Origin of the sequence: Rickettsia endosymbiont of Ceutorhynchus obstrictus, assembly GCF_964026565.1 — a bacterium.
Classification (GTDB): domain Bacteria; phylum Pseudomonadota; class Alphaproteobacteria; order Rickettsiales; family Rickettsiaceae; genus Rickettsia.
Map to the genome: position 1 here is coordinate 521,884 of NZ_OZ032162.1, position 25,731 is coordinate 547,614.

The window sequence follows — 25,731 nt, forward strand, 5'->3', positions numbered from 1 at the left end:
TTAATGTTATTATTTTCCTGCTTTTTCGATGTTATTTCCGCCTTTGCAGGAAGTTATTGTTGCATGGAACGTTAAACGTCATTGTGAGTATTTGCGGGCGTTGGTTGCATGGCTCGAATTTTCGATGTCATTCCCGCGCAGGCGAGAATCCAGAAAAAACAAAAAAGTCATCCTGAATTTATTTCAGGATATACTAAAAAAAGATGCTGAAACAAGTTCAGCATGACAAAGCTAGAAAGCCTAGATTCCCGCCTTTAGCTAGAATGACATACGGCACTTTTTAGAGCCATGCAACAACGCTCCGTTTTCGCGGGAATGACATCGAAAATTCGAGTCATGCAACAACGCCGGTCAAGCTACGGTATGACACTGTAGTTGTGATAACCGCAATAACGACAGAGTTTTCTTATGTTAATTTATCGCCTGACTACTCTAGTACCGCAAATCATATCCGGTATTGATGTTTTTTGCTTGGTAAAAACTATACAAAAAATATTTATTATTTCTACTATTCCAAATCCAAATATAATGATTAATATATTTACTAATAGTCTAAAAAATGACTTTAAAAAACTAATTTTTGTTTCGTTTTTGTTTATTATTTTCATATTTAATAGGTACTTTCCTGGAGTAGCTTGTAATTTAGAACTTTCAAATAAGACCCAATAAAGGATTATTTGTGCTGTAAAAAATATCATATTTATTATTATAAAAATAATAAAATTTTCTTCTATTGAAAACCAATCATAAAAACTTTTATTTAGATATGGTATTTTTAGAAAGAAATATAATATAAAAGAAATGCAAAATGTAGTAAATAGCAACGTCAATAAGTCAATAATATACGCCCCAAACCTTCGCCAAACACCGCAATATATGTAATCGCTCATAAATTAATCCTCAATCCTCGGCGGTGTTTCAAACGTATGGAACGGTGGCGGTGAGGTAAGCGTCCACTCTAAAGTGTCTGCACCTTCTCCCCAAGGATTAGCGGGGCAATTTTTACCGTATTTTAGCGTATAAAAAACGATAAACACAAAATAAAGGGCAGCTCCCATAGATATCCCTGCGCCTATGGATGAGACCATATTCCAGCCGGCAAAAGCTTCGGGATAATCGGGTATTCTTCTCGGCATGCCGGCAAGTCCTAAAAAATGCTGCGGAAAGAATGTTAAATTAACCCCGATAAAGGTAATCCAGAAATGGATTTTTCCAAGCATTTCGGGGTATTGCTTACCGGACATTTTCCCAAACCAGTAATAAAATCCTGCAAATGCCGTGAATAAAGCACCGAGCGACATCGTATAATGGAAATGTGCTACGACATAATAAGTATCGTGTAACACTCTATCAAGTGCCGAATTTGACAAAATTATACCGGTAACGCCGCCGATGGTAAATAATATAATAAAACCTATTGAGAATAACATTGGCGTCGGGAAGGTAATCGATCCTCCCCACATCGTTGCAATCCAGCTAAATATTTTTATTCCGGTCGGGACGGCGATAATCATCGTGCCGGCGGTAAAATATATTAGAGCATTATAAGAAAGTCCGACGGTAAACATATGATGCGCCCATACTATAAAGCCGACAAAGCCGATAATAACCATCGCGGCAACCATGCCTTGATAACCGAATATCGGTTTGCGGGAGAAGGTGGATATGACTTGGCTAACTATCCCAAAACCGGGCAATATTACTATATATACTTCAGGGTGACCGAAAAACCAAAATAGATGCTGGAATAATACCGGATCGCCGCCGCCGTCAGGCTTGAAAAAATTAGTGCCGAAATTACGATCCGTTAATAACATAGTGATAGCACCGCCAAGTACCGGCATAGCCAGAATTAACAGAAAGGCGGTAACTAAAATAGACCAGATGAATAACGGCATTTTAAAAAGACCCATGCCGGGGGCGCGCATATTAAAGATAGTAACGATTAAGTTAATCGAGCCGAGAATCGAGGAAAGCCCCGTTAAATGCAAGCTGAAAATAGCCATATCAACTGCTGCTCCCGGATGCCCCGTAAGGCTACTTAAAGGGGGGTATAGAGTCCAGCCCGTGCCGGGACCGCCGTCAACGAAAGCAGACAACATAAGTAATAGAAAAGCAGGGACTAATAGCCAGAAGCTGATATTGTTAAGACGTGGAAAAGCCATATCCGGTGCGCCTATTAGTAGCGGCACGAAATAATTGCCGAAGCCGCCGAATAAAGCCGGCATAATCATGAAGAACACCATAATTACTGCATGGGCAGTAATTAGCACGTTATATAATTGGAAATCATGATTTAAGAAATGACCGCCCGGCATAGCGAGCTCCAGCCTGAACAGCAGTGAGAACAACCCGCCGACAATCCCCGCAAAAATCGCAAATATGATATACATAATGCCGATATCTTTGTGATTGGTCGAGAAAAGCCACCGCCTCCAGCCGTAGGGGATGTGATGCTCATCGTGATTTAAGTCGTTAGTTGTTATATCCATAATTATTATTTTGCTTGTGTTAATTTTTCATTTTGTTTGTTTTTGTATAGCAATATATCATTCCCGCATATGGGTTTGTTGCATGGCTCTAAAAAAGTACCGTATGTCATTCCTGCGAAAGCAGGAATCCAGAAAATTACTTTATGTCATCCTGAATTTATTTCAGGATCTTTTGCAAGAGATGCTGAATCAAGTTCAGCATGACAAATAAAAAGTCTGGATTCCCGTTTTCACGGGAATGACATCGAGAGCAAGGAATGACATTAAAAATGTTGTATTATTTCCCTAAAAATCAGGAAGGTTATACTTAATCTTTTCTCTTTTAAGGTTATTTACATATAATTTTAGCATTTTCTCAAGCTTTATTTGATCCTTTTTTTTATTTTTAGTTATTATATAATTTATGAATCGTAAACCTAGGGAAAATATAGGTGATTTTTTTAAAAGAAAAATTACTTTCTTTCGCAACTTTGGTATTATAATTGCTATATCATCTAAAAGCGACTCAGCATATATATGCTCACACCCTACCGTAGAATATTTTGAAAATCTTCTAATAAATGGTAAAATAGCCTTAAAATCTATTTTTTTGAACCTAATAACTATATAGCTAAGCCCTTGAAAAGCTGCTATATTTATTTCCTCACTTTCATTTTTTTTAAGAAAATATAAACACACCTCTAAAGTTTCTTGATAATTTAAAGAATTTTGACAAAAGCTTAAAATAAACTCTATTTTTTCTTTCTCGTTTTCTAAGGAATTTATTAATGTTTTATCTGTAAGTATTTTTAATTTTTTTCCGGTAAAAAAATCAAAACCGTTTTTGAAATGTGCTAAGTAAATTTCTCTTTTTAACCTTGGTATTAAGTGGGAAATCTCTCCCAGTACCTCAGTAGTTTCTTCAAAAATACGTTTATTATTACTTTTTAAGTTTTTAAATAATAATGGTAATATTAAATCCTCTTTAATATTATAAAATCTACGTACTAAAATACCTAAAGCTTGACAAGTTGCAGCTTGTGACAATTCTTCAGGATTCCTTAAATTTTTAGCAAGATAATCTATTGCATCATCATAATCTTCATAACGCCCTACATCTATAAGATAAAAAAAGTTTTTTTTCCACTCAGGCCAATCACCTACATCAGGATGATTTTTATACTCTTCTTCACTCATTATCATATTTTTACTAAACTTCTTATTCTCATTCAGCCTGTTTTAATTTCTCAATATCTGCTCCGACTATTGCCGGGATATTTCTTGTTATCTTATCATAATCCCAATTCCACCATTTAATTTTAAGTAATTGCTTAATTATTTCGTCGGGAAATCTTTGGCGTACTATCTTTGCAGGATTGCCAGCAACAATACTATACGGAGGTACATCTTTCGTTATAACGGAGCAAGCACCGATAATTGCACCGTCACCTATATTAACTCCGGGCATGATAGTAGAGTTTGTGCCAAACCATACATCATTTCCGATAATGGTATCTCTTCTTTTATCAGGAGAAGGCGTATAATTATTCCAATTTTCAAAAATAAAGAAAGGATAAGTGGAAAAGCCGTCCATCGGATGATTCATATCATCGGTTATAAAGCTAGTATCCATAGCGATAGCACAAAATTTACCTATAATCAATTTAACTAAATAAGCCCCTCGGACATTTTTATATTCAAATTTCTCAGGATGATTAGGATCACTATAATAGGTATAATCACCTACTATTATGTTAGGATTATGAATAAAATGTTTTAAAAATATCGTTTCTTTCGCTTGCTTAGGAAAAAGATGAGGATAAGGGTTATTGTGGCTAGTCATATATTAGGATATAGTTTAATCAATTAATAAAATTTAATTTTTTAATCTGTTCTTTTGTTAAACCTGTAAGCTCAGATATTTCGTCTAAAGATTTATTCTTTTTTAGCATTGTTTTAGCTACTAAACCTATTCCTTTTTCAATTCCTTTCTCCAGCCCTTTTTCTATTCCCTTCTCCATTCCTAATTCTATACCTTGTTTCTCCCAATAATGAGCTAAGCTTGCCATAATTTTATCTCCTTTCTCTGCATTTAAGTGTGACTTTAACATTTTTTCGAGTTTTATTTTATCATTTTGATTAATTTTAGTCAAAGTATAGTATAATACTAATTCTATATAATCTTCACCTTTAATAACTTTATTTATTAGAGGTAAAAGATTTGTTATTTCTTCCCATCTTTTAAATAAATCACGTTCATGAATGTGTTTCATAAAAAATTGTAATATTCCAGACCAAGCGTTTTTCTTTAAGTCAGAATCTGAAATATTATGTACATTAATAACTTGATAATTGTTAGTCCAGATTTCTCTTGCTAAATTGTTATTTTCAAACAAATCCCATAAATTAAGAGGTACGTTATAATGCTGTTTGCCGTTATAAAATACTAGCGGATATATTAGAGGTAAGCGTTTAGATTTTGGTTTAACAGTAAGATAGTGATCAGCAATATTTAACATATACTTAAACAGGCGAAAAGCCATGTAATGGTCAGGGGTACTTTGATGTTCTAAAAGTAGATATATGAACCCATCAGTATTTTTAAATTTTGCTGAGAATAATACATCTGAAATTGAATTTTTAAGATTTTGTTCAATAAAACTCACTTTTTCCATCTTAAGTGTTGAGGGTAACAATAAAGTTTTAATTTTTTCTGGTAAATGTGTTTCTAAAAACTCTTTAGCAACAATTGGATACTCTAAAGCTTTTCGGAATAACTCATCATGTTTTAGTTTGTTTGGCATAAATTTTTATTCTTGTACCTTATTACAAGGGTTTACCCTTAGTTGCCACCCAATTATCAAAATCTTCTTTGCTTACTACTTCTATAGCAATCGGCATAAAGCCGTGATTAATGCCGCAAAGTTCGGAGCATTGCCCGTAATATACGCCTTTTTTAGCGATTCTTGTCCACGTTTCATTAACTCTTCCGGGTACGGCATCTATTTTAAAACCGAGCGACGGCACGGCAAAGCTATGTATTACGTCGCCGGCGGTAATCAGGAATCTTACGGTTGTATTTTCCGGTATCACTATTCGGTTATCGACGTCCAACAGTCTTTTCTGATCGGGTTTTAAGTTTTCGTCGGTAATCATATAGCTATCAAATTCCAGATTATTATGATCGGGATATATATAGTGCCAATACCACTGATAACCTACTACTTTAATAGTTAAGTCCGCTTCGGGTATTTTTTCGGCATGTCGCAAAATTCTAAAAGAAGGTACGGCAATTACGACTAAAATTATTATAGGTATTACAGTCCATATTATCTCTATCAAAATATTATGCGAAAATTTTGCCGGTACGGGATTATTTTTTGCCTTAAATCTGATACATACATAAATAAGCAAACCGGTAACAAATAAAACAATAGCAACAGAGATGTAAAGTAAGAAATCATGAAATTTATGTAATTCTTCCATAATCGGGCTTGCGGGGGGCTGAAAACCAATTTGCCAAGGTAACGGCTCAGAGGCAAAGCAGCTACTACTAACAATCAAAAAACAAATTAAAGCAATAATATTTTTCATAGCACATATATAGGTTATTTTTATTTAATATAAATGGATATGTATTTTTATTAAAGCAAAAATCGATATATTAATAAATTTTATATACTCTTAATGATGTTTGAGGTAGAAAGTATACCTATATGAGGATGTTGTATTAGATCTATAACTTCTATTACTTTTGCATTTATTAATTTGGCATGAGCTTGTTTATTTGTTAGCTGAGGATCGTGCTTTGTTACGGCAATTACGGAAGGACAAGTATTTCGTACTAACAATGCGTAATCATTAAAACCTTTTAGCTCAGGTAATATAAGTACTGTATCGACAAATGTAAGGGAACTTAAAATTTTTGCCCGTTGCAGTTGAGTATGAATAGGTTTACGTTTTTTATATTTAATAATCGTTTCATCCGGTTCTAAAGCAACGATTAAATATTTACCTTGCTTTTTAGCTTTACGTAAAAACTCTAGATGACCGTAATGTAACACATCAAAGCAACCACCCACTAAGACTATTTTGCTATTTATAGGACATTTTTTATCTAAAGAAACATTCTCATAATATTCTATTTTAGGCAATTTGACAGCATTATAGTTAGGTGAACAGGAGATAAGATTTGTAAAAATTAATAAAAATAGAAAAAGTCTAAGCATAATCTTTAATTATTAAGGTTAAGAAAAATTAACTTTAATAACACAAAAATTACAAAATAAAAACAAAATAATATTTTAAATGAAATAACTTAAACTAAATTATTTTATAATTTTTTATTGTAATTTGTTTTTATATAGTGCATATTAGTGGTATATAGTCAAAGTAATTTCTAAGTATAATCAATGAAAAATAACGCACTATCTTATGATCTTGATAATATATTATCAGTTCCTTATCTTAGTGTGCGATTAAAAAAAATTCTTACCCCCGCTTCCTTATTATTATTTGTAGGATTAGTTATCTTTATATCTTTTGCCGTTAATAATTATGTTAATGATACTTTATCAATAACATTGGTACATCCGGAAACCGATGAATCTCAAGAAGCACTATCCTTTAAAGAAATAACGGTTAAAAAAGGCGATACTATAAAATCGATTCTTATAGAGCAGAATATACAAAAAAATGATATAGAAAAAATTGTAAGTTTAGTAAAAGAGGGTAAATTATCTTCTACTCTTAAAATAGGGCAGCAAATTACTTTTGAATATGAAACAAAAATTACCGAAAATGATAATGAAGATTTAACTTCCGAATCGGTGTTTCTAAATAAAATTATTATAGCTATAGATAAGCTTAAGACTATTGAAGTAATAAGAGAAAACGACAATTTTAAAATTGAAGAAATTATAGTACCTTTAACAAAAACAGTTGTTAAATCATCGGTAAATATTGAATCAAATTTTATGTCCGCTCTTAAAAAGCTCGGTCTATCAAATAATAGCATAATAGAGCTAATTAATGCTTATGCTTATCAAATTGATTTTCAACGTCAAATAAAAAGCGGTGATACTGCAACCGTTATAACGGAAAAATACGTAACGGAAGACGGTAAATTTTCCCATCACGGTAAAATCCTTTATGTTTCATTAAATCTTTCAGGAAAAGAATATAATATTTATCGTTATTCACAGGATAATAATGCAAATAATCATGCATTTTTTTCTGAAGACGGTAAAAGTGTAAAAAGAAGTTTACTTAAAACCCCTCTAAAGGTTATAAAAATTTCTTCACAATACGGTAATAGAAAACATCCGATACTTGGTTATACCAAAATGCATAAAGGTGTTGATTTTGCAGCTCCGACCGGAACCCCTATATATTCTGCAGGAAACGGCGTTATAACCGAAATAGGCTGGAAATCGGGTTACGGGAAATTTATTCAGATAAAACATAGCGGTACATTATCTACGGCTTATGCTCATGCATCAAATTTTGCAAAAAATTTAAAAGTAGGAAGTATAGTAAAACAAGGACAAATTATAGCCTTTGTCGGAAGTACCGGCAGAGCTACGGGACCGCATTTACATTACGAAGTTAAAATTGACGGTAAACATGTTAATCCTGTGTCGGTTAAAACAACGCCGGGTGTAGAGTTAAACGGCAAAAAACTAGCAAGCTTTAATCAGTTTAAAAAAGAGATCAAAACGTTGAGTGTTAAGCTTGATAAGGGATTAAAGACTGACAGCAGGGCGGAAGTATCTTTGTGAGGTAGTTTTTGTAAGTATTGTCATACCGTGGCACTGCCGGTTGCATGGCTTGATAAAAGCGTCAATATGTCATTCCCGCGAAAGCGGGAATCCAGGCTTTTCATTGTCATGCTGAACTTGTTTCAGCATCTAATGCAAGAGATCCTGAAATAAATTCAGGATGACTATTATTTTCTAGATTGCCACGCCGCTTAGCAGCGGCTCGCAATGACGGTTTTGGTATCCACGCAACAATGCCTCCTCGCCATGACGAACAATGAAATCCTCTCCACAATAAAATATAGATATGCCATTATTTCAGAAATTAAAAAAATTATATCTAACATTGTGCCGCAGTAGCCGTATAATAATAACTTTAGCGATTATTGACCAAGTAACAAAATGGTGGTTCATTGATAATTTAAGGGGGATACCGGGGTTAACGTTAAAGCTCACTTCTTTTTTAGATATGGTTTATAGCTGGAATTATGGGATTAGTTTTGGATTACTGCGAAATTATTACCAATATAGTAACGGTTTTTTTATAGTAACTAATTCGGTTATCGTTTGTTATTTATATTATATGATGCTCCGCTCTGCTACTATGCTCGGTTTTGCCGGTTATAGTTTTGTAATCGGCGGTGCTATCGGGAATTTAATTGATAGATTTAGTCGCGGAGCGGTATTTGACTTTATACATTTTCATTATTACGATTATAGCTTTCCTATCTTCAATTTGGCAGATAGTTTTATTTCGCTTGGGGTGTTGGTGCTAATAAGAGATTTTTATAATAGTAAAAAAATTGTTGAAGAAAAAGCTAAGGCTGATTATGATAAAGCACAAATTGAAATTCTGGCAGAAGAAATCCGCCAAGCAAAGCATAACGATTCTAATTTATAATGTTAATTTAAAGGTAATTAAGTGCGTATAATTTTTTTATTATTTACAATTTTGATAATTACGTCTTCATGTAATAAAAAGTTTAAAGAAACTGTCGGGATATCAACGCCGGGACCGAATGAGTATCAAGTTCAGCGTAGCAAAATGCTAGAAGTCCCGCCGCATTACGATTTACCGCTTCCGGCTGTTCAGCAAATATCCGGTAATACAAGCACGAAAGCGTCAGGAGAATTTAATGACGGTGAGAAAGCTTTAATGCAAGAAATAGAGTGATTGTTTTGGGAGTTATTCCGAAAGCAAAGGGTTTAGCTTTCTGTCATACCGTGATCAAGCCGGCGTTGTTGCATGGCTCGAATAGGTTTGCTAAAAACTCGTTCCTTAAACTGACGCATATGCGTCATTGTAGGAATGACATCAAAGGGTAAAAAATAATAATATCAAATGATTACCTCATCGCAAAAACAAAATATAGGTATTTTCGGTCTTGGTAAAACCGGTCTATCAGTTTATGAAGTATTGAAAGAGGAAGCACAAATAATCGTTTATGACGATTCTAAAGATAGTAGGGATATATTTACCGATTTATACGGAGAAAAATATCTAACTAATTTAACAAATTCTAAATGGCAAAGCTGCGATAAAATCATACTAAGCCCGGGTATTCCGTTCGATCATGAAATAGTCGAGTTAGCAAGCCGTTATAACATACCGATTATTTCGGATATAGATTTATTATTTGAAAATTCTAAAAATTCCAATTTCATTGCCGTTACCGGTACGAACGGTAAAAGCACTAGCACTGCCTTAATCAGTCATATTTTAAATTTAAACGGTTTTGATTATCCCGCTGTCGGCAATATAGGGCTTCCTGCTTTAAAAGCCGGAACGGGTAGAGCGGGTTACGTGCTTGAATTATCTTCTTTCCAACTAGATTTAATAAAAATTTTTAAAGCCAATATAGCAATACTCCTTAATATTACGCCCGATCATTTAGATAGGCATAAAAATATGGATTCCTATATTGCCGCTAAATGTAAAATTTTTGACCGCATGGCTAAAGATGATTATGCAATAATTAACATTGATAACGATTATTCTAAAGAAATTTTTTTAAAACTGGAACAAGAACAAAATATAAATTTAATTCCTTTTTCGGTTACTAAAATCCTTGATAAAGGAATATCGATTGTAAAAGATAAAATTTATGATAAATTCCTTGCCGAGGCGAGTTTTACTTTGCCGTTTAACAAGAACCTTCAAGGGCTACATAATTACGAAAATATTGCAGCAAGCTATGCGGTCGCAAGAGCTATGAGCCTTGAGCCTTCGCAAATACTCTCATCCATAAAACAATTTCAAGGTTTACCGCATCGGATGCAGTATATCGGTAGTGTGGGGCGGGTTGGTTTTTATAATGATAGTAAAGCAACCAATGCCGAAGCTGCCTCTAAATCAATTAAAGCACTTGATAATATTTACTGGTTAGCGGGCGGAATAGCTAAAGAAGGGGGGATTGAAAAGATAATATCTTCGTTAGTTCACGTTAAAAAAGCCTATCTATTTGGACAAGCTAAGGAAAATTTTGAAAAAACTCTTAAAAACAAAGTAGATTTTGAAATATGTGAGAATTTAGAACAAGCTTTTAACAATGCTTATGAAGATGCTTGTAAAGATAAGGAGAAGATTAAAAATATATTACTTGCTCCCGCTTGTGCGTCTTACGATCAGTTTAAAGATTTTGAACAGCGCGGGGAGTTGTTTATTAAGTTGTGTTTGGAAAAAATAAATTAAAGTCTTAATTATGAAAAACAGTGAATTTAGAGCATATGCATTTATACAAAACTCTTTAAAAGAGCTTGGTTGGAATATAAAGAATCCAAGTATAAATAGTAATGGTCAAGTATATACTCAACATGAAGCTTTACAAAATGAAATATTAAAAAAGGCTTTAAAAAGAAAAGTACCAGAGAATGTAATTAAGCTTGCTAATAATTTATGGTGGATTATTGAAGCAAAAGCAGGTCATAAAGAATTAGAAACAGCAGTAAATGAAGCTAAAGATTATGCAACTATGCTTAATGATATTCAGGAAAATAGTTGTGTTTTTATTAGTGGAGTTGCCGGTAATAAAGAAGATTCATTCTTAGTTGAGACTTATTATTTATATAATCAGAATTGGTGCAGAATTCAAGTAAATGATTATAAAACAACAGGTTTTTTAACCCCAGAAATGATTGATAAAATTATTAATATTCAGCATTATTCAATTAATGAAGAAGTTATTGCTGATGAATTATTTTTGGAAAAAGCAAATAAGATTAATAATATATTACATAATGGGGCTATAAATAAAAGAAACCGTGCAAAAGTTATTGCTTCTATACTTTTAGCTTTAGCAGAAGATGAATATCTAAAAATTAGCAAAGAACCAACAATTTTAATAAAAGATATAAATGCAAGAGTGCATAGTATTTTAACAAAACATAATAAAGAAAATTTTGTACAAGAAATTGAATTAAAATTGCCGACTTCAAAAGATAATCATATAAAACATAGACAGGCTTTAGTCGACACAGTCCAAGAATTGAAAAATTTAAATATACGCTCTGCTATTAATAGTGGTAGAGATATTTTAGGACAATTTTATGAGATATTTTTAAAGTATGCTAATGATGCAAAAGAAATAGGAATTGTTTTAACGCCTAGGCATATAACAAAATTTGCTGTTGAATGTATTGATATTGGGTATAATGATTTTGTTTTTGATCCTACCTGTGGAACGGGAGGTTTTTTAGTTTCAGCTTTTGACTATGTGAAATCCAAAGCTTCAGAAGAGCAAATTAGTGAATTTAGAACAAAACATATTTATGGTATAGAGCAAGATGCTGAAATAGTGGGTTTAGCATTGGTTAATATGATATTTAGAGGTGATGGTAAAAGTAATGTATATGAGGGCAATACATTAAATAGTAAGTTTAGAAAAGTAAATGGAGAATATAGAAAAATAGATTTATTAACTACAAAAGACACAGGGGAAGCTTTTATGTCAAAAGTATTAATGAATCCTCCCTTTGCAATAGAAAACGAGGAAGAATATAAATTTATTGATCATGCGCTTTCTCAAATGGTTAAAGGGGGAATATTATTTGCTATAGTCCCAACCTCGACAATTACTTCAGCAAGTGATGGAAAAGGAGAAATAACATGGAGAAAGGAATTACTAAATAGGCATACGGTAAAAACGGTTATTAAATTATCTGATGAGCTATTTTACCCTGTTGCCTCAAAAGGAACTTATGCTATAATAATTGAAGCACATAAGCCACATGATTTTAATAAAGAAGTATTGTTTGCAATAATGGACGATGGCTATACCATGAGGAAAGCCAAAAGAGTTATATCAGATAATATACCTTCAAATATTGAATTAGTAAAGCAAAAAGTCAAAGAACATATTTTATTAAATAATAAAATTGATGCTATTGAAAAAGTAATAGGGCTATCAAAACTCAATATATATGATAATAGCTATGATTTAGCTCCTGAAAGTTATTTACAGGCTTTCAACGATTTTAATACTACTTTTGAAATTACTACAAATTTATTACAAGCTTTTATTAATCAAGAAAAACATAAATCTAAGCAAATCAATAAGCAAGATAAAAAAGACTTAAAAATATTTGATATTTCTGAATTCTTTATATCAATTAAACGCGGTAAATGTCCACCTATTAATTCTTTAAAAGAAGGTGATATCCCAGTTATAACTACAACTGAATCCAATAACGGTATAATCGGTTATTATGATGTTCCAAATAACATTACTCATATAGATTGTATTACAATTTCTGCTAATGGCTCTTCTTGTTGTGCATTTTATCAACCATATAAATTTACGGCAAATGCTGATGTTTTAGTGGGGAAATTGAAAGAAGAATATAATAATCTATATTTTAAAATATTTCTATGTACCGCAATAAGAAATAGTGCTTGGAAATTTACTTATTATAGAAAATGTAGTAATACAAAATTATTAAAAGATGTAAAAATTGCAATACCACTAAAAAATAACCAAATAGACTATAACTTTATTAGAGCAAAAATAGAAAATACTACCGGCTTTAATTTATTAAAAGATTACTTAAAGGAATAAAAATTTTTAAAAACTCCAAAATGTCACAAAATAATCAAATATCTAATAACTTTATTAAATCATGGTGGCGTAGTACCGATCAGCAAATCGTCATCTCGTTAATGATTTTATTTGCTTTTAGTCTAATGTTAGTTACTACGTCAGGTTCGGCGGTGGCGAACAGAATCGGCTTGGAAGAAAATTATTTTTCTTCACGACAAATATTTTATTTAAGCGTAGCTTCGGGTCTTATAGTATTATTTTCGTGTTTTAATAAAAAATGGCTTAAACGATTTGCCATATTGGGCTTTATTTTTAGTATAATATTACTAGTTTTGGTTAAATTTTTTGGCTATGAAGTAAAAGGGGCTACTCGCTGGATTAATATTGGGGGCTTATCGATTCAACCGTCGGAATTTATAAAACCGTTCTTTGCGGTGGTTATAGGTTGGATATTATCGTTAAAATTTGAAAAAGATTTTCCTAGCTTTTCTGTCGGTATTATACTCTATTTTATCGTGGCGTTATTATTAATTATTCAGCCGGATTTCGGCATGTTAGTCATGATTACGGCAGTTTTCGGCATTCAGCTTTTTATTGCCGGTATGCCGATATTCTGGATTATACTAACTAGCTTTATAGGGCTGATAGGGGTAAGTGTTGCCTATTTTTGGCTGCCTCACGTGACTCAAAGAATCAATTCTTTTTTAGACCCCGATAGTAGCGAAAATTATCAGGTTAGTAAGTCTCTTAGAGCCTTTGAGCATGGCGGTTTATATGGTCGCGGACCGGGAGAAGGTGCGGTAAAACAAGTGTTACCGGATTCACATACGGATTTTATTTTTGCGGTTGCAGGAGAAGAATTCGGGGCAATTATTTGTTTAATCGTCATTGGGATATTTGCCTTTATAGTGCTTAGAAGTTTTGTTAAAGTGGTGAATGAAAAAGATAAATTCATCCAATTTGCCGCAAGCGGGATAATTGCCCAGCTAGGTCTACAGTCAATTATTAATATCGGCGTCACACTGCATTTATTGCCGACAAAAGGTATGACGCTGCCGTTTATTAGCTATGGCGGGTCTTCAACACTTGCTATAGCGATTGCAACCGGTATGCTGCTTGGTTTTACCAAATATAAAACTCCTCTGACTTCATATAAAATTTTACAATACTGAAATAGACCTCTTGCGAAACTCTATTTCTTCTGGTAATTTGTACGTCGAGCCTAGACTCGAATCCTCACATAACGCGAACTATGGATAAGTTTTTATTTTAAAAACTTATCCATAGTTGGGATTCACGTGGCGTTGTTGCATGGCTCAAATTTTCGATGTCATTCTAGCTAAAGGCGGGAATCTAGAAAAAATACTTAAAATAAATAAAATTATATAAAAATTTACTATATAATTCGCTTAAATACTTTCTGGATTCCCGCCTTCGCGGGAATGACATACTGCTGCTTTTATCGAACCATGCAACAAAGTCGGTTCACGTACGAAAAAGTACGCTATGGTTCGAGGTAAAGTGTATCCTTCAAATTCCCGAGAATAAGCGAGTTTGGCAAAAGGTCTAATTATGAAAAAAATAATTTTAGTAGCAGGCGGCACAGGGGGGCATTTTTTTGCTGCCACGGCTATTGGCGAAGAATTAATAAGCAGAGGCTACGAAGTGCATCTTATTACTGATCTTAGATGTCAAAAATATATAATACCGCTTCCCAAATTAACATTTCATATAATAGACTTAAAAAGATATCCTACATCTTCTTTACAAAAAATTAGGTTTTTCATAGCTTTGCTAGCTAGTGTTTATAAATCTATCAGACTATTATATACTCTTAAAGCAAGTGTTGTTGTGGGATTTGGAGGGTATCCGGTTGTGTCTTCAATGTTTGCAGCTTTGTATTTAAGGATGCCGATCATAATTCATGAACAAAATTCTTATTTAGGAAAAGTTAATAAGTTTTTTGCAAAATTTGCTACAAAAATTGCTTTAGCTTATGAGCAAACAAAGAATTTACCTAATACCCTAAAAAACAAACCTGTAATTACCGGAGGAGTAGTTAGGGAAAGTATTAGAGATATAGACGAGTACGTCATTGCGAGGAGTGGCAAAGCCACGACGCGGCAATCCAGAGAAAAACTAGTATTATTAGATAATGTTTTTCCGGATAGCCACGGCGCTAAGGAGCGCCTCACTATGACGGATTCAAGAGCAGGGGATAACATCTTCAGAATATTTATTTTCGGTGGAAGCCAAGGAGCTAAAATATTTTCTGAATTACTACCTAGAAGCATAAAATTTTTAATACAAAAACATCCGGAATTAAAATTACATATTACCCAACAGGCGGCAAAGGATGATCAAGTAGAGATTAAAAAAATATATTCGCAATTAAATATTCGTTATGAGTTGGCAGAATTTTTTGAGGATATCGCTCACCGATATCAAAATACGGATTTAGTAATTTCACGAGCCGGAGCCTCTACTATAGAAGAATTAACCTATATAGGTATGCCGGCTATTTTTATCCCCCTTCCTATAGCGTCAGAAAATCATCAATTTTATAATGCAAAATTACTAGAGGATGCAGGGGCGGGGTGGTGCATGGAGCAGGTAGGCATTTCTGAAGTAAAATTAGCCGATAAAATATTAATGCTAATAAAAAACCGTAATATGTTAGCACGAGCGTCAAAAAATTTATTGAAAAGAAAAAAAGAAGGTCATAGACTTTTGAGTGATTTGATAGAAGAGGTAGTAAATTAGTATGTGATGTTATTTCCCTGCTGCATTGGCCGCGTGGATCAAAAATTGTCTCAAAGAATATGTCATTCCCGCCGTTGCTCAGCGTTGTTGTATGGCTCGAATTTTTGCAAAGCGTTCGGTGTCATCTAGTTGCTTGACCACGGCATCCAGTCTTTTTATTAAGGCTTTTTCCGGATACCGTGGAGGGGCCGGTATGACAAGTTTTAAGCGGTTTTAACCATCCACGCGGACATTGCCTCCTCGCAATGACGGACTTTATGGACCTTTACCGCTTAAATTAACATTTATGCGTGAAGGCGGGAATGAAAAATTACTATAAATAAAATACATAACTTATGACATTTTTACATTCCAATATAGATGTTATCATTTTTATCGGTTTTTTAGTCGTTAATATAGTAATAGGATTCCTTAATATTAAAGGAATAAAAAATATTCGGGAATATGCTATAGGAAAAAGAAATTTTTCCACAGGTACCATAGTTGCAACGCTTATTGCTACGTGGATCGGTAGCAGTAGTTTTTTAGTAGATAGCTCAAGAGTCTATACGGAAGGACTATTTTACCTAATACCGAGTATAGTTGGCGGCGTTGTTAGTTGGTTGTTGATTAGTTACTTTTTAGCTCCTCGCCTGGAAAGATTCCTAGGAGCGTTGTCAGTGGCAGAAATAATGGGTAATATCTACGGCAATAAAGCGCGAGTTATTACGGCTATATCGAGTATATTAACGGTTATCGGCAAGATTGCCATGCAATTCCATGTAGCTAGTCTAATATTGGAGTTATTTTTTAATATTTCAAATTTTTACGTAGATTTACTTATGGCTGCCGTAATAATAAGTTATTCGGCTTTTGGCGGTATAAGATCGGTGACTTTTACCGATGCCGTACAGTTTTTTACTTATAGTGCCGTTATACCGGTTATCGGGGTGATAGCTTGGAATGTTTTTAGTGATCCAAATATTACGGTTAACTCGGTTGTGCAAAGCCATATGGTTGATTTTCACGAGTTATTTAGTTATAAAAGTCCTAAATTTTGGATGTCACTAAGTATTTTTGTATATTTTTCTATTCCGTCCCTCGGTCCGTCAATTTTTCAACGAATTTTAATGGCAAAAGACACGAGGCAAATATCGAACTCTTTTTTCATTGCCGTTATAATATGTTTTTGCTTATCGGCACTGTTTATTTGGATTGCCATGTTATTATTGTCCCAAGCTCCGAATATTGAGCCGAATATATTATTTTTGCAAATTATTAAAAGCTATACGGGGTTTAAGGGGTTAATAGTCGGCGGAATTATGGCGATGATAATATCAAGTACTAATTCTTATATTAATGTTGCTACCGTGACTTTTTCAAACGATTTAGCTAAAAAATTTCCGCTAGCTTTTTCTTATATAACGGCAATTATTGTCGGTATATTAGGTTTTATTTTATCGCTTTATACGAAAAATTTAGTAAATCTATTTTTGATTGTAACCGGCTTTTATGCGCCGTTAGTTACTATGCCGTTAATTTTGTTAATATTCGGTTTTCGCTCGACTGCTAAATCCTTTTTTATCGGCATGGCTGCTGCAATAATAACTAACTTATTATGGTATTTATTTTCTTTAAGAGAATTTACCGGCATATATGCAATATTACCGGCAACGCTCGCGAATGTAATATTTTTTATCGGTAGTCATTATATTTTGAAGCAGCCCGGTGGATTTAATTCTTTCGAGTTGCCTTTAGCATTAAAAATATTAAGGTTGGAGCGAAAACGTCAATTAATAAAATTATATAGTTTAGCAAGAACATTTAACATTTTTAAATTTTGGCGAAATACGCTGCCTAAACAAGAAATTACTTATAGCTATGTCGGTGTATTTATTGTTGCGTCTATTTTTTCCTCTTTATATACCACTCCTGCCGGTAAAATAAAAAATCATTTAGAGATATATAATTTTATTTATCACTGTGTGCTTGCCGTTTCAACGATTCTTATAACTTATCCGTTATGGCCGGTAAGATTTAAAAAAGAAAATATTATAGCATTTTTCTGGTTTATCGGCATATTTGTTATCTTAATATTTTTTGCCGGTTTACTTGTTATCACTAGTAATTTCCATAAATTAGAAGTGATGATTTTTATGATTAATTTAATAATAGTCGCGACCCTATTTAGATGGCATATTACTTTAATTATGACTATAAGCGGTGTCTTTGCCGGCGTTGAATTTTATAAATATTTTATGAAAGAAAAGTTATTAATTGATGAGTATAATCTGCAAGCAGAGATAATATATTTGCTAACGTTATTTAGTAGTCTGTTAATAATTTTTTTAAAACCGAAACAGGAGCAGCATCAATTAATTGAGTCACAAAATACTCATTTAGAAAAACAGGTAAGTTATAGGGAAGAAGAATTAGAAAAATTATTAGATTTAAAACATGAATTTTTACGTAATATAAACCATGAAATCCATACACCTTTAACCGGCATTATTAGTTTAGGGGAAACTTTATGGGAAAAATATGACAAATTTGACGATAAGCAGCGGCGCAAGGCGATAGAAATAATTGCTAAAAGCTCTATTCGGTTAAATAGCTTAATGAATAATATCTTAGATTTTTCTAAATTATCGACGCTTAGTTATCATTTGCATAAGAAAAATTTAAATTTAAGCGAGCTTTTATATGAGAGAATTAAAGTTTGTCGAAAATTATATTTAAATAACAAAGAGTTAAATTTTGTTTTTGAGATTGATGATAATATTATATTTAAGGGTGACCTTCATTATATCAAACATACATTTGATAATTTAATTATTAATGCAATTACTTATAGTAATGAGGGTATTATAAAAATTACCTTAGAAAAAACAGAATTCGGCATTTTATTTAGCATAAAAGATAGTGGAATAGGAGTCCCTAAAGAAGAGTTGAAAAGTATATTCGGGGTGTTCGTCGTCAGCTCAAAGACTCGTACCACGGCAGGAGGAAGAGGAGTAGGGCTTGCGTTATGTAAGAAAGTAATAGAATTACACGGCGGTAAAATTTGGGCAGAAAATGATAGCAAAGGTAAGACGAGTTTTATTTTTACGTTGCCGTTTTAGCTGTTTTGCGTGTGCTGTCATACCGTGGTCAAGCCGGCGTTGTTGCATAGATACCCCAAACGTCATTGCGAGCGACCAAAGGGAGCGCGGCAATCTAGAAAATAATAAGTTTCATAGCATTTTTTGCTATTTTTTCTCTGGATTGCCACGTCGGGACTACGTCCCTCCTCGCAATGACGGTGCTTTTTTACAAGGATTTCGATCCATGCAACAACGCAGGCTTGACCCACTACTGTACGAACGTTTAAATAAAGAGGTAAAAATTCTGTCATTCCGTGGCTACGACCACGGAATCCGGCTTATAATATCATAAAAAGATTCTAAAATAAGTCTAATATGGCTTTATTTTCCTGGATGCCGTGATCAAGTCACGGCATGACACAGCCTTTTTTCAACGTTCGTACAGTAGTGGGCTTGACCGGCTTTGTTGCATGGATACCCCAAACGTCATTGCGAGCGACCAAAGGGAGCGCGGCAATCTAGAAAATAATAAGTTTCATAGCATTTTTTGCTATTTTTTCTCTGGATTGCCACGTCGGGACTACGTCCCTCCTCGCAATGACGGTGCTTTTTTACAAGGATTTCGATCCATGCAACAACGCAGGCTTGACCACGGCATGACAACGTTACTTAATGAGAGAATATTGGAATTATGATTACCTTTAACAAAGAAACAGACTTTATTTCTATTATAGCCCCTTCTTCCAGTTGTCGTGATGCTGAAAATAGATTAGAGGAAGCAAAAAAGATATTAGTAGAGCGAGGGTTTAAAGTTTTAGTAGATGATAAAATTTTTGCCGGAGATGAATTACCTTTTTTTGCTGCTCCTAAAACTGAACGGCTAAGAATGTTTAAGGAAGCAATGGAAAACTCTGAAGTTAAAATTATCTGGGCTTTTCGTGGAGGGTATAGCTGCGGCGAATTTGCCCAGGAGTGTTTTGATATAAAAATGGCAGGTGATAAAATCCTGATAGGTTATAGTGATATCACTGTTTTGCATTTATTACTGAATCAATATTATAATATGCCGAGTATTCACGGCTCGGTTTTAACATCCTTATTGCCTTCTACTAATCAAGATATTCAAGAGATAATAAATATAATTGAGGGCGAAGATAGTAAAATAGCAGTTATGCCGATTAATAAACCTAATGAAAATAATATAGTAGGAAAAGTTAGTGGCGGTAATTTAACTGTTTTAACTAAAATGATCGGTACAAAACTTTCTCCTAACCTTGATAAGAAAATTTTAATATTGGAAGATGTTAATGAAAAAGGTTATGCTATTCATCGTAATTTAATGCAGCTAAAAAATGCCGGAATGTTTGATAATGTCAAAGCTATAATTTTCGGTGATTTCACTAATAGCGATGGAAATGAAACAATTTCTATAGAAGCTTTTTGCCGTAATCATATCCCGCAACTGCCGACATATCATGCTCTAGGAATCGGTCACGGTCAAATAAATCATCCTTTTATAATGAATCATGAAGCGGTAATAGAAGGTAATTATCTTAATTTTACTAGCCCATTTCAGCTTATCGGTAGTTAAATGAAACAGCTTATTAAAATAGGGACAAGAAAGAGTCCGTTAGCCTTAATTCAAACTAATCTAGTGGTTGAGCAAATAAAGCTCAACTTTCCAGCTATTGATTGTGAAATAATCCATATCGTAACCGGCGGGGATTTAATTCAAGATAAAGCTCTGTATGACATTGGCGGTAAGGCTTTATTTTTAAAGGAAATAGAGCAAGCATTGTTAGATAAAAAAATAGATTTAGCCGTTCATTCTTTAAAAGACGTACCCGGAAGAATACCGCAAGGGTTAATAATTGCTGCCGTGTTAGAGCGAGAAGACCCAAGAGATGCTTTTATTTGCACGCGGTACAAATCAATTGAAGAGTTGCCGCAACATGCAATAGTAGGTACGTCGTCACCTCGAAGAAAAGCGTTTTTGCAAAAAATAAGACCGGATTTGCAGATAGTAACTTTTCGTGGAAATATAGATTCAAGAATCAGAAAATTAATGAATAAAGAAGTTGATGCAACGATTTTAGCCTATGCCGGGCTTGCAAGGTTTGAATGCTTTAATCCCGAATATTGTAATTTAATTGATATCAGGCAAATGCTCCCCGCTATAGGGCAAGGGGTTATTGCGGTAGAAACCCTAGAAGAAAATAACAAGATGCTTGAGATATGTAGGAAAATTAATCATTTGCCAACCTCGGAATTAATAAAGCCTGAGCGAGCATTTTTAGAGTATTTAGATGCAAATTGTCGCACGCCCGTAGCTGCTTATTCTACTTATCAAGGAGAAGAGAAAATTAAAACCGACTATATGTTAGGTAGTGTAGAGGGTAGTAAAATGGTTTTCCATACTGAAATTACTACTATAAAAAACTCTAGAGAATCAGGAATAAAAGCAGCAAAAATAATGTTGAAGAGGATAGGTTAAAGCATGTTCTATGTCATTCCCGTGCAAACGGGAATCCAGGCTTTTCTTTGTCATGCTGAACTTGTTTCAGCATCTCTTTAACAGATCCTGAAATAAATTCAGGATGACTATAATTTTTCTAGCTTCCCGTTTTCACGGGAATGACATACTGCCGCTTTATCGAGCCATGCAACAAAGCCGGCTTGACCACGGTATGACAAGTTTTAAGCGATTTTAACCATCCATGCAACAACGCCACGCGGGAATGACATTAATCTACTTTAATTCCTAGCTGCTTCCTATCCACATCCTTTTAAGAACGTTATCTTTCCTAATAAAATGATGATAAAGAGCAGCTAAAATATGAAGAATGATTAAAGCCGAGAATATAAGGGCGCAGCTTTCATGAATTTTTTTGAAGATTTTTGCTGTTTGTTTATCTTGCATGAATGATTTAATAGTAAATAATCCGTAAAAATCGATATCGTGATTTGCTAGGATCGTCATAAGAAAGCCGCTAACGGGCATAATCAACATCAAAATATATAATAAGTTAATATTGATTGTTGCGGCTTTTTTTTGCCAATTCGGTAAATCAAGAGGTAAGGCGACGGAAGCGTTATAAAACTTCCATAACAACCTTACTATTACTAACGATAATACTAATATGCCTGTTGCTTTATGAAGGGCATAAAGCTGTAGGTTCTGTTGTTGATCTGCAAGGTCACCCATCACAAACCCGACAATAATCATTATGATAATTATAACAGTCATTATCCAATGAAAGAGCTTGGTAATTAAGCCGTACGAATTTTCAGTATTTTTGATTATCATGATAGCCTCAAAATTTTAATGTCATTCCTGCGAAGGTGTTGCTTGCTTTGATATCATTCCCTGCGTCCTTTTATGTCATTCCCGCGTAGGCGGGAATCCAGTCTTTTCTTTGTCATGCTGAACTTGTTTCAGCATCTCTTTAACAGATCCTGAAATAAATTCAGGATGACTATAATTTTTCTGGATTCCCGCCTGCGCGGGAATGACACCGAGGGCGTTTTTAACCATCCATGCAACAAAGCCGCTACGACCACGGAATGACAGTACTAACGTTACTTACCTAATAGCCTCGTCAATAATTTTTTCTGCCGTCTCACCGCTAAAATTTTCTTTATCGTTTAATATTAGGTTAGAGCCTTTTAAATCTGTGCCTATATGCTCTTTTCTCCCTTTCAAAATTTTAGCTAAAAATTGTTCGGCTAAAGCATAATATGATAATCTATTTGCCGGTCTGGCAAAGCCGTGTCCTTCATCTTTATAAAGTGCATAAATCACCGGAATTTTTCTAGCCTGCATAGCTTTTACTATTTGATCGGATTCCGCTTGTACTACGCGTGGGTCGTGAGCTCCTTGAGCAATAAAAAGCGGTTTTTTAATATTGTCGATAAAGTTTATCGGTGATCTTTGTCTTAAAAATTCTTTTTCTTCTTCGGTATCCCATGGACCGATTCTTGTTTTATAAATACTAAGAAGAGGGATTACGTAAGGTGCTTTAGTTTCTACGTGAGTTAATAAATTAGACATGCCGACCACGTCGACACCGCAAGCAAATACGCTAGGCGTCATGGTCATACCGACGAGTGTGGCGTAGCCTCCGTAGCTTCCGCCCATAATAGCGATTTTATCGGGATCGGCTATATTATTTTTAATCGCCCAATTCACGCCGTCAATGAGATCGTCGTGCATTTTACGACCATATTCTAAATTGCCGGCATTAAGAAAATTTTTGCCGAAACCGGTAGAGCCTCGGTAATTTATGCTAAGCACCGCATAACCACGATTCGCCAGCCATTGATGTTCCGGATCATATCCCCAACTATCACGCGCCCATGGTCCGCCATGTACGTTAATTATTAACGGTAATGTTTTACCCGGTATATTATCTTTATCAAGCTGAACGTCATTCGGAAAAGTGATATAGCTAACTAAATCCAACTCGTCTCGTGACTTAATAATTACCGGTATCATCTTAGCTAAGTTATATTGTTCAAGGGCCTTACGGTTGGAAAATAAAAATTCGGCTTTTTTCTTTTCACGGTTATATTTGTAATATTTTACCGGGGCATTGTCGCTTAAATAAGCAACTAACCACATCTTATCGTCAAGTGTTCGGCTATTGATAATTAAGTCTCCACGATCGATATTTTGTAAATACTCAATATCTTCTTTAATTGAATTATCTAAAATTTTATAAGAAACTCTTTCATAATTAACTGCTACCGCTTGAGGAGTTCCTTTAGTCGGATGCACGGCGAATATTCCGACATCTGCTTTATCGTCTTCAGCGATTAACTCCGTCTTACCGGTAGTTAAGTTTAAAGATTTGAGTGCTGAGGTGTTACGATCGCGTCCGTCAAGTATGTAAAGAATATCGCCGCTAGCGTCAAAGCCAAGAAAAGAAGTATTAAAGGAATCTTCCATAGATATTTTAGTAAATAACTTCCATTCGCCGTTTTTCAGTTCGTGATATTCGGTATTGCTGTTTTCATCTAATAGCTCCCCGAATCTTATTTGTAAGTCATCGTCAACCGTGAAGCCGGTAAATTTTTCGTTTTTGAATATTAGTTCTTTTTCTAAACTATTAAGATTTAATTTATAAACATCGAAATATTTAGGGTCTCGATCATTTAAGGCAATTAATATCTCGTTAGGGAGCTTATGACTAATTCCTAAAATAAAGGCTAATACTTTACTTTTAGGCGTAATAAGCTTTGTTTCTTTGGTCTCGATATTATAGCTATAAATACGAAAATTTTCATCTCCCTTATAATCTTGGGAGTATAAAATATTTTTATTATTATAGGCTATGGAATATGATCTAATACCGCGTTCCTTATCATTGGTTATTACTTCTGCTTTACTTAAGTCATCTGAAGGTGCTAGCCAAATATTTAGTACGCCGTCTTTTGGCGCGATATAAGCAATATATTTACCGTCATGGGTTAAAGAAACTCTCATTTTATCAGGATTACCGAATAAAACTTGCCGGGGAATTAGTGTATTATTATCATTTTTAGCAATTATTTTAGCTTGAGCTTGGGTTTGAAACATAAAAATAATAGAAAATATTGTTAATATAGTACCGATAATACGGGAAAAATGCATAAAGACTAAATTATTTGTTATAAAAACACCGTCATTGAGAGGAGGCACAAAGTGCCGACGGTGGGGCTTTGTTGCACGGCTCTAAAAAAGTGTCGTATGTCATTCCCGCGTAGGCGGGAATCCAGGCTTTTCTTTGTCATGCTGAACTTGTTTCAGCATCTCTTTAACAGATCCTGAAATAAATTCAGGATGACTATAATTTTTCTGGATTCCCGCTTTCGCGGGAATGACATCAAAAATTTGATCCATGCAACAAAGCCGGTCAAGTCACGGCATGACACAGCCTTTTTCTTAACGTTCGTACACTAGTAGGCTTGACCACGGTATGACAGTCCTTTATGCTATACCAAATTACACTCTTTCAACGTTACTTAAAAACCAATCTACGTCGCTAGTGTTGGTGCTGCGGGTAAATGTCCATTCTTCTTTAAGGTTTTCAAGCTTATCAACAACATTTTTGCCTTGAAATAATAGCTTAATAAAAACATTATTACCGAACATATAAATCTCGGAAAATTGTGCGTTTAAACTAGTTGAATCTATAAAATCCCCGTAACTTGGTGCTATTTCTTCAAATTTTTCTAAAAATCTTTTATCTATTAACTGTGATAGCTCATCTTTTTGCTTATTAGTTACTGCTTCAATAATCATTTGAAACGCTGCTTTGGCATTATTTATAAAACTAACCGGTCTAAATGATCTAAGGCGTTTTTGTAGCATTTCCATACCGTCAACGACCGGCGTTAGATTTTGCTCGACTATCAAACCGTCTAAAGCTTTTAAATCTTCGGCAGTCGGTTCAGTTTTTTTAGCAGAATCATTTGAATTTTTTGAAGTATAAGTAACGTCTTTAACAGGCGGCTCGCCGAAATATGATTTGTTTTTAGTCGGATCGTCGTCGGAAGTAGAGCCAAGCGTAGTAATTAGCTTATTAATAATAAAAAAAGCGATACCTGCAAAAATTAATAACTCGATTATTTGAGCGGACATTGATGTTTTACTCTCAAA

General features: G+C 34.1%; 30 protein-coding genes. 15 read left to right on the plus strand and 15 right to left on the minus strand.

What is annotated here, in order from left to right:
- Positions 1-28: 28 nt before the first annotated feature.
- Positions 29-226, plus strand: a complete 198-nt coding sequence (locus AAGD64_RS03075; protein WP_341793823.1) for a hypothetical protein — start codon at positions 29-31, stop codon at positions 224-226.
- Between the two features lie 190 nt (positions 227-416).
- Here AAGD64_RS03075 and AAGD64_RS03080 read toward each other — a convergent pair whose 3' ends face one another.
- Entirely contained in the window at positions 417-890 is a 474-nt protein-coding gene (locus tag AAGD64_RS03080; protein WP_341793824.1) for an RDD family protein, read from the minus strand.
- A gap of 3 nt (positions 891-893) precedes the next feature.
- Positions 894-2,492, minus strand: a complete 1,599-nt coding sequence (ctaD, locus tag AAGD64_RS03085; protein ID WP_341793825.1) for a cytochrome c oxidase subunit I — start codon at positions 2,490-2,492, stop codon at positions 894-896.
- 42 nt (positions 2,493-2,534) lie between these two features.
- Between ctaD and AAGD64_RS03090 the strand changes: the two genes are divergently transcribed.
- Positions 2,535-2,696 carry a hypothetical protein gene (locus tag AAGD64_RS03090; protein ID WP_341793826.1) on the plus strand — a complete coding sequence of 54 codons (162 nt, stop codon included), beginning with the start codon at positions 2,535-2,537 and terminating at the stop codon, positions 2,694-2,696.
- Positions 2,697-2,777: 81 nt separating this feature from the next.
- Here AAGD64_RS03090 and AAGD64_RS03095 read toward each other — a convergent pair whose 3' ends face one another.
- The 5 genes from AAGD64_RS03095 to AAGD64_RS03120 all read right to left on the minus strand — a co-directional run bounded on the left by AAGD64_RS03095 (position 2,778) and on the right by AAGD64_RS03120 (position 6,658).
- Positions 2,778-3,668: a hypothetical protein gene (locus AAGD64_RS03095; protein ID WP_341793827.1), complete on the minus strand. Its 891-nt coding sequence runs from the start codon at positions 3,666-3,668 to the stop codon at positions 2,778-2,780.
- A gap of 28 nt (positions 3,669-3,696) precedes the next feature.
- Positions 3,697-4,314: a CatB-related O-acetyltransferase gene (locus tag AAGD64_RS03100; protein ID WP_410526081.1), complete on the minus strand. Its 618-nt coding sequence runs from the start codon at positions 4,312-4,314 to the stop codon at positions 3,697-3,699.
- A 19-nt stretch (positions 4,315-4,333) separates the two neighbouring features.
- Positions 4,334-5,275, minus strand: a complete 942-nt coding sequence (locus AAGD64_RS03110) for an Rpn family recombination-promoting nuclease/putative transposase (protein ID WP_341793828.1) — start codon at positions 5,273-5,275, stop codon at positions 4,334-4,336.
- Positions 5,276-5,297: 22 nt separating this feature from the next.
- Entirely contained in the window at positions 5,298-6,065 is a 768-nt protein-coding gene (coxB, locus tag AAGD64_RS03115; protein WP_341793829.1) for a cytochrome c oxidase subunit II, read from the minus strand.
- 80 nt (positions 6,066-6,145) lie between these two features.
- Positions 6,146-6,658 carry an adenylyltransferase/cytidyltransferase family protein gene (locus AAGD64_RS03120; RefSeq protein ID WP_341794142.1) on the minus strand — a complete coding sequence of 171 codons (513 nt, stop codon included), beginning with the start codon at positions 6,656-6,658 and terminating at the stop codon, positions 6,146-6,148.
- Between the two features lie 225 nt (positions 6,659-6,883).
- Between AAGD64_RS03120 and AAGD64_RS03125 the strand changes: the two genes are divergently transcribed.
- Positions 6,884-8,251, plus strand: a complete 1,368-nt coding sequence (locus tag AAGD64_RS03125) for a M23 family metallopeptidase (RefSeq protein ID WP_341793830.1) — start codon at positions 6,884-6,886, stop codon at positions 8,249-8,251.
- Positions 8,252-8,357: 106 nt separating this feature from the next.
- On the opposite strand, the gene AAGD64_RS03130 is transcribed toward AAGD64_RS03125, so the two are convergent.
- The gene (locus AAGD64_RS03130) at positions 8,358-8,525 is read right to left on the minus strand and encodes a hypothetical protein (RefSeq protein WP_341793831.1); all 168 of its coding nucleotides are present in this window, start codon (positions 8,523-8,525) and stop codon (positions 8,358-8,360) included.
- Positions 8,526-8,537: 12 nt separating this feature from the next.
- Here AAGD64_RS03130 and lspA point away from each other — a divergent pair, with 12 nt between their 5' ends.
- From lspA to ftsW, 5 genes are all read left to right on the plus strand, one after another.
- The gene (gene lspA / locus AAGD64_RS03135) at positions 8,538-9,131 is read left to right on the plus strand and encodes a signal peptidase II (protein ID WP_341793832.1); all 594 of its coding nucleotides are present in this window, start codon (positions 8,538-8,540) and stop codon (positions 9,129-9,131) included.
- Between the two features lie 21 nt (positions 9,132-9,152).
- Positions 9,153-9,404, plus strand: a complete 252-nt coding sequence (locus AAGD64_RS03140) for a DUF3035 domain-containing protein (protein ID WP_341793833.1) — start codon at positions 9,153-9,155, stop codon at positions 9,402-9,404.
- A gap of 171 nt (positions 9,405-9,575) precedes the next feature.
- A complete protein-coding gene (murD, locus tag AAGD64_RS03145) occupies positions 9,576-10,922 on the plus strand; it encodes a UDP-N-acetylmuramoyl-L-alanine--D-glutamate ligase (RefSeq protein ID WP_341794143.1) in 1,347 nt (448 codons plus the stop codon).
- Between the two features lie 10 nt (positions 10,923-10,932).
- On the plus strand, positions 10,933-13,284 hold the full coding sequence (locus tag AAGD64_RS03150) for an N-6 DNA methylase (protein WP_341793834.1): 2,352 nt from the start codon (positions 10,933-10,935) through the stop codon (positions 13,282-13,284).
- A gap of 20 nt (positions 13,285-13,304) precedes the next feature.
- A complete protein-coding gene (gene ftsW / locus AAGD64_RS03155; protein WP_341793835.1) occupies positions 13,305-14,438 on the plus strand; it encodes a putative lipid II flippase FtsW in 1,134 nt (377 codons plus the stop codon).
- Between the two features lie 237 nt (positions 14,439-14,675).
- Here the strand turns inward: ftsW and AAGD64_RS03160 are convergent, their stop codons facing one another.
- Positions 14,676-14,870, minus strand: a complete 195-nt coding sequence (locus AAGD64_RS03160) for a hypothetical protein (protein ID WP_341793836.1) — start codon at positions 14,868-14,870, stop codon at positions 14,676-14,678.
- Here AAGD64_RS03160 and murG point away from each other — a divergent pair.
- From murG to hemC, 7 genes are all read left to right on the plus strand, one after another.
- A complete protein-coding gene (gene murG / locus AAGD64_RS03165; RefSeq protein WP_341793837.1) occupies positions 14,839-16,029 on the plus strand; it encodes an undecaprenyldiphospho-muramoylpentapeptide beta-N-acetylglucosaminyltransferase in 1,191 nt (396 codons plus the stop codon). The genes AAGD64_RS03160 and murG overlap by 32 nt on opposite strands.
- Before the next feature lie 91 nt (positions 16,030-16,120).
- Positions 16,121-16,246 (plus strand): hypothetical protein, encoded by a 126-nt coding sequence (locus AAGD64_RS03170; protein WP_341793838.1) that lies wholly within the window; start codon positions 16,121-16,123, stop codon positions 16,244-16,246.
- 118 nt (positions 16,247-16,364) lie between these two features.
- The gene (locus tag AAGD64_RS03175) at positions 16,365-19,130 is read left to right on the plus strand and encodes a sodium:solute symporter family transporter (protein WP_341793839.1); all 2,766 of its coding nucleotides are present in this window, start codon (positions 16,365-16,367) and stop codon (positions 19,128-19,130) included.
- Complete coding sequence (locus AAGD64_RS03180; RefSeq protein ID WP_341793840.1) at positions 19,084-19,443, plus strand: hypothetical protein; 360 nt, start codon at positions 19,084-19,086, stop codon at positions 19,441-19,443. The genes AAGD64_RS03175 and AAGD64_RS03180 overlap by 47 nt, the downstream gene beginning before the upstream one ends.
- A gap of 46 nt (positions 19,444-19,489) precedes the next feature.
- The gene (locus AAGD64_RS03185) at positions 19,490-19,786 is read left to right on the plus strand and encodes a hypothetical protein (RefSeq protein WP_341793841.1); all 297 of its coding nucleotides are present in this window, start codon (positions 19,490-19,492) and stop codon (positions 19,784-19,786) included.
- A complete protein-coding gene (locus tag AAGD64_RS03190) occupies positions 19,783-20,682 on the plus strand; it encodes an LD-carboxypeptidase (protein ID WP_253307897.1) in 900 nt (299 codons plus the stop codon). The genes AAGD64_RS03185 and AAGD64_RS03190 overlap by 4 nt, the downstream gene beginning before the upstream one ends.
- A complete protein-coding gene (hemC, locus tag AAGD64_RS03195; RefSeq protein ID WP_341793842.1) occupies positions 20,683-21,585 on the plus strand; it encodes a hydroxymethylbilane synthase in 903 nt (300 codons plus the stop codon).
- A gap of 267 nt (positions 21,586-21,852) precedes the next feature.
- Here hemC and AAGD64_RS03200 read toward each other — a convergent pair whose 3' ends face one another.
- The 6 genes from AAGD64_RS03200 to AAGD64_RS03225 form a co-directional block, all read right to left on the minus strand.
- Positions 21,853-22,398, minus strand: coding sequence for a cytochrome b (locus AAGD64_RS03200; RefSeq protein WP_341793843.1), 546 nt, complete (start codon positions 22,396-22,398; stop codon positions 21,853-21,855).
- A gap of 75 nt (positions 22,399-22,473) precedes the next feature.
- The gene (locus AAGD64_RS03205) at positions 22,474-22,626 is read right to left on the minus strand and encodes a hypothetical protein (protein WP_341793844.1); all 153 of its coding nucleotides are present in this window, start codon (positions 22,624-22,626) and stop codon (positions 22,474-22,476) included.
- 48 nt (positions 22,627-22,674) lie between these two features.
- The gene (locus tag AAGD64_RS03210) at positions 22,675-24,723 is read right to left on the minus strand and encodes a S9 family peptidase (protein ID WP_341794144.1); all 2,049 of its coding nucleotides are present in this window, start codon (positions 24,721-24,723) and stop codon (positions 22,675-22,677) included.
- A gap of 17 nt (positions 24,724-24,740) precedes the next feature.
- The gene (locus AAGD64_RS03215; protein ID WP_341793845.1) at positions 24,741-24,863 is read right to left on the minus strand and encodes a hypothetical protein; all 123 of its coding nucleotides are present in this window, start codon (positions 24,861-24,863) and stop codon (positions 24,741-24,743) included.
- Positions 24,823-24,972 (minus strand): hypothetical protein, encoded by a 150-nt coding sequence (locus tag AAGD64_RS03220; protein WP_253307894.1) that lies wholly within the window; start codon positions 24,970-24,972, stop codon positions 24,823-24,825. The genes AAGD64_RS03215 and AAGD64_RS03220 overlap by 41 nt, the downstream gene beginning before the upstream one ends.
- Before the next feature lie 102 nt (positions 24,973-25,074).
- Positions 25,075-25,713 carry a Tim44 domain-containing protein gene (locus tag AAGD64_RS03225; protein ID WP_253307893.1) on the minus strand — a complete coding sequence of 213 codons (639 nt, stop codon included), beginning with the start codon at positions 25,711-25,713 and terminating at the stop codon, positions 25,075-25,077.
- Positions 25,714-25,731 lie beyond the last annotated feature (18 nt).

What these genes read in the sequence shown, in the direction of transcription:
- AAGD64_RS03100 (WP_410526081.1), bottom strand. Translation starts at nt 4,314, where the DNA reads ATGACTAGCCACAATAACCCTTATCCTCATCTTTTTCCTAAGCAAGCG.
- AAGD64_RS03075 (WP_341793823.1), top strand. Translation starts at nt 29, where the DNA reads ATGTTATTTCCGCCTTTGCAGGAAGTTATTGTTGCATGGAACGTTAAA.
- AAGD64_RS03125 (WP_341793830.1), top strand. Translation starts at nt 6,884, where the DNA reads ATGAAAAATAACGCACTATCTTATGATCTTGATAATATATTATCAGTT.
- AAGD64_RS03225 (WP_253307893.1), bottom strand. Translation starts at nt 25,713, where the DNA reads ATGTCCGCTCAAATAATCGAGTTATTAATTTTTGCAGGTATCGCTTTT.
- ftsW (WP_341793835.1), top strand. Translation starts at nt 13,305, where the DNA reads ATGTCACAAAATAATCAAATATCTAATAACTTTATTAAATCATGGTGG.
- AAGD64_RS03175 (WP_341793839.1), top strand. Translation starts at nt 16,365, where the DNA reads ATGACATTTTTACATTCCAATATAGATGTTATCATTTTTATCGGTTTT.
- ctaD (WP_341793825.1), bottom strand. Translation starts at nt 2,492, where the DNA reads ATGGATATAACAACTAACGACTTAAATCACGATGAGCATCACATCCCC.
- hemC (WP_341793842.1), top strand. Translation starts at nt 20,683, where the DNA reads ATGAAACAGCTTATTAAAATAGGGACAAGAAAGAGTCCGTTAGCCTTA.
- AAGD64_RS03215 (WP_341793845.1), bottom strand. Translation starts at nt 24,863, where the DNA reads ATGACAAAGAAAAGCCTGGATTCCCGCCTACGCGGGAATGACATACGA.
- AAGD64_RS03110 (WP_341793828.1), bottom strand. Translation starts at nt 5,275, where the DNA reads ATGCCAAACAAACTAAAACATGATGAGTTATTCCGAAAAGCTTTAGAG.
- AAGD64_RS03080 (WP_341793824.1), bottom strand. Translation starts at nt 890, where the DNA reads ATGAGCGATTACATATATTGCGGTGTTTGGCGAAGGTTTGGGGCGTAT.
- AAGD64_RS03205 (WP_341793844.1), bottom strand. Translation starts at nt 22,626, where the DNA reads ATGGTTAAAAACGCCCTCGGTGTCATTCCCGCGCAGGCGGGAATCCAG.
- AAGD64_RS03180 (WP_341793840.1), top strand. Translation starts at nt 19,084, where the DNA reads ATGATAGCAAAGGTAAGACGAGTTTTATTTTTACGTTGCCGTTTTAGC.
- lspA (WP_341793832.1), top strand. Translation starts at nt 8,538, where the DNA reads ATGCCATTATTTCAGAAATTAAAAAAATTATATCTAACATTGTGCCGC.
- murG (WP_341793837.1), top strand. Translation starts at nt 14,839, where the DNA reads ATGAAAAAAATAATTTTAGTAGCAGGCGGCACAGGGGGGCATTTTTTT.
- AAGD64_RS03150 (WP_341793834.1), top strand. Translation starts at nt 10,933, where the DNA reads ATGAAAAACAGTGAATTTAGAGCATATGCATTTATACAAAACTCTTTA.
- AAGD64_RS03095 (WP_341793827.1), bottom strand. Translation starts at nt 3,668, where the DNA reads ATGAGTGAAGAAGAGTATAAAAATCATCCTGATGTAGGTGATTGGCCT.
- AAGD64_RS03190 (WP_253307897.1), top strand. Translation starts at nt 19,783, where the DNA reads ATGATTACCTTTAACAAAGAAACAGACTTTATTTCTATTATAGCCCCT.
- AAGD64_RS03210 (WP_341794144.1), bottom strand. Translation starts at nt 24,723, where the DNA reads ATGCATTTTTCCCGTATTATCGGTACTATATTAACAATATTTTCTATT.
- coxB (WP_341793829.1), bottom strand. Translation starts at nt 6,065, where the DNA reads ATGAAAAATATTATTGCTTTAATTTGTTTTTTGATTGTTAGTAGTAGC.
- AAGD64_RS03220 (WP_253307894.1), bottom strand. Translation starts at nt 24,972, where the DNA reads ATGGATCAAATTTTTGATGTCATTCCCGCGAAAGCGGGAATCCAGAAA.
- AAGD64_RS03200 (WP_341793843.1), bottom strand. Translation starts at nt 22,398, where the DNA reads ATGATAATCAAAAATACTGAAAATTCGTACGGCTTAATTACCAAGCTC.
- AAGD64_RS03170 (WP_341793838.1), top strand. Translation starts at nt 16,121, where the DNA reads ATGGCTCGAATTTTTGCAAAGCGTTCGGTGTCATCTAGTTGCTTGACC.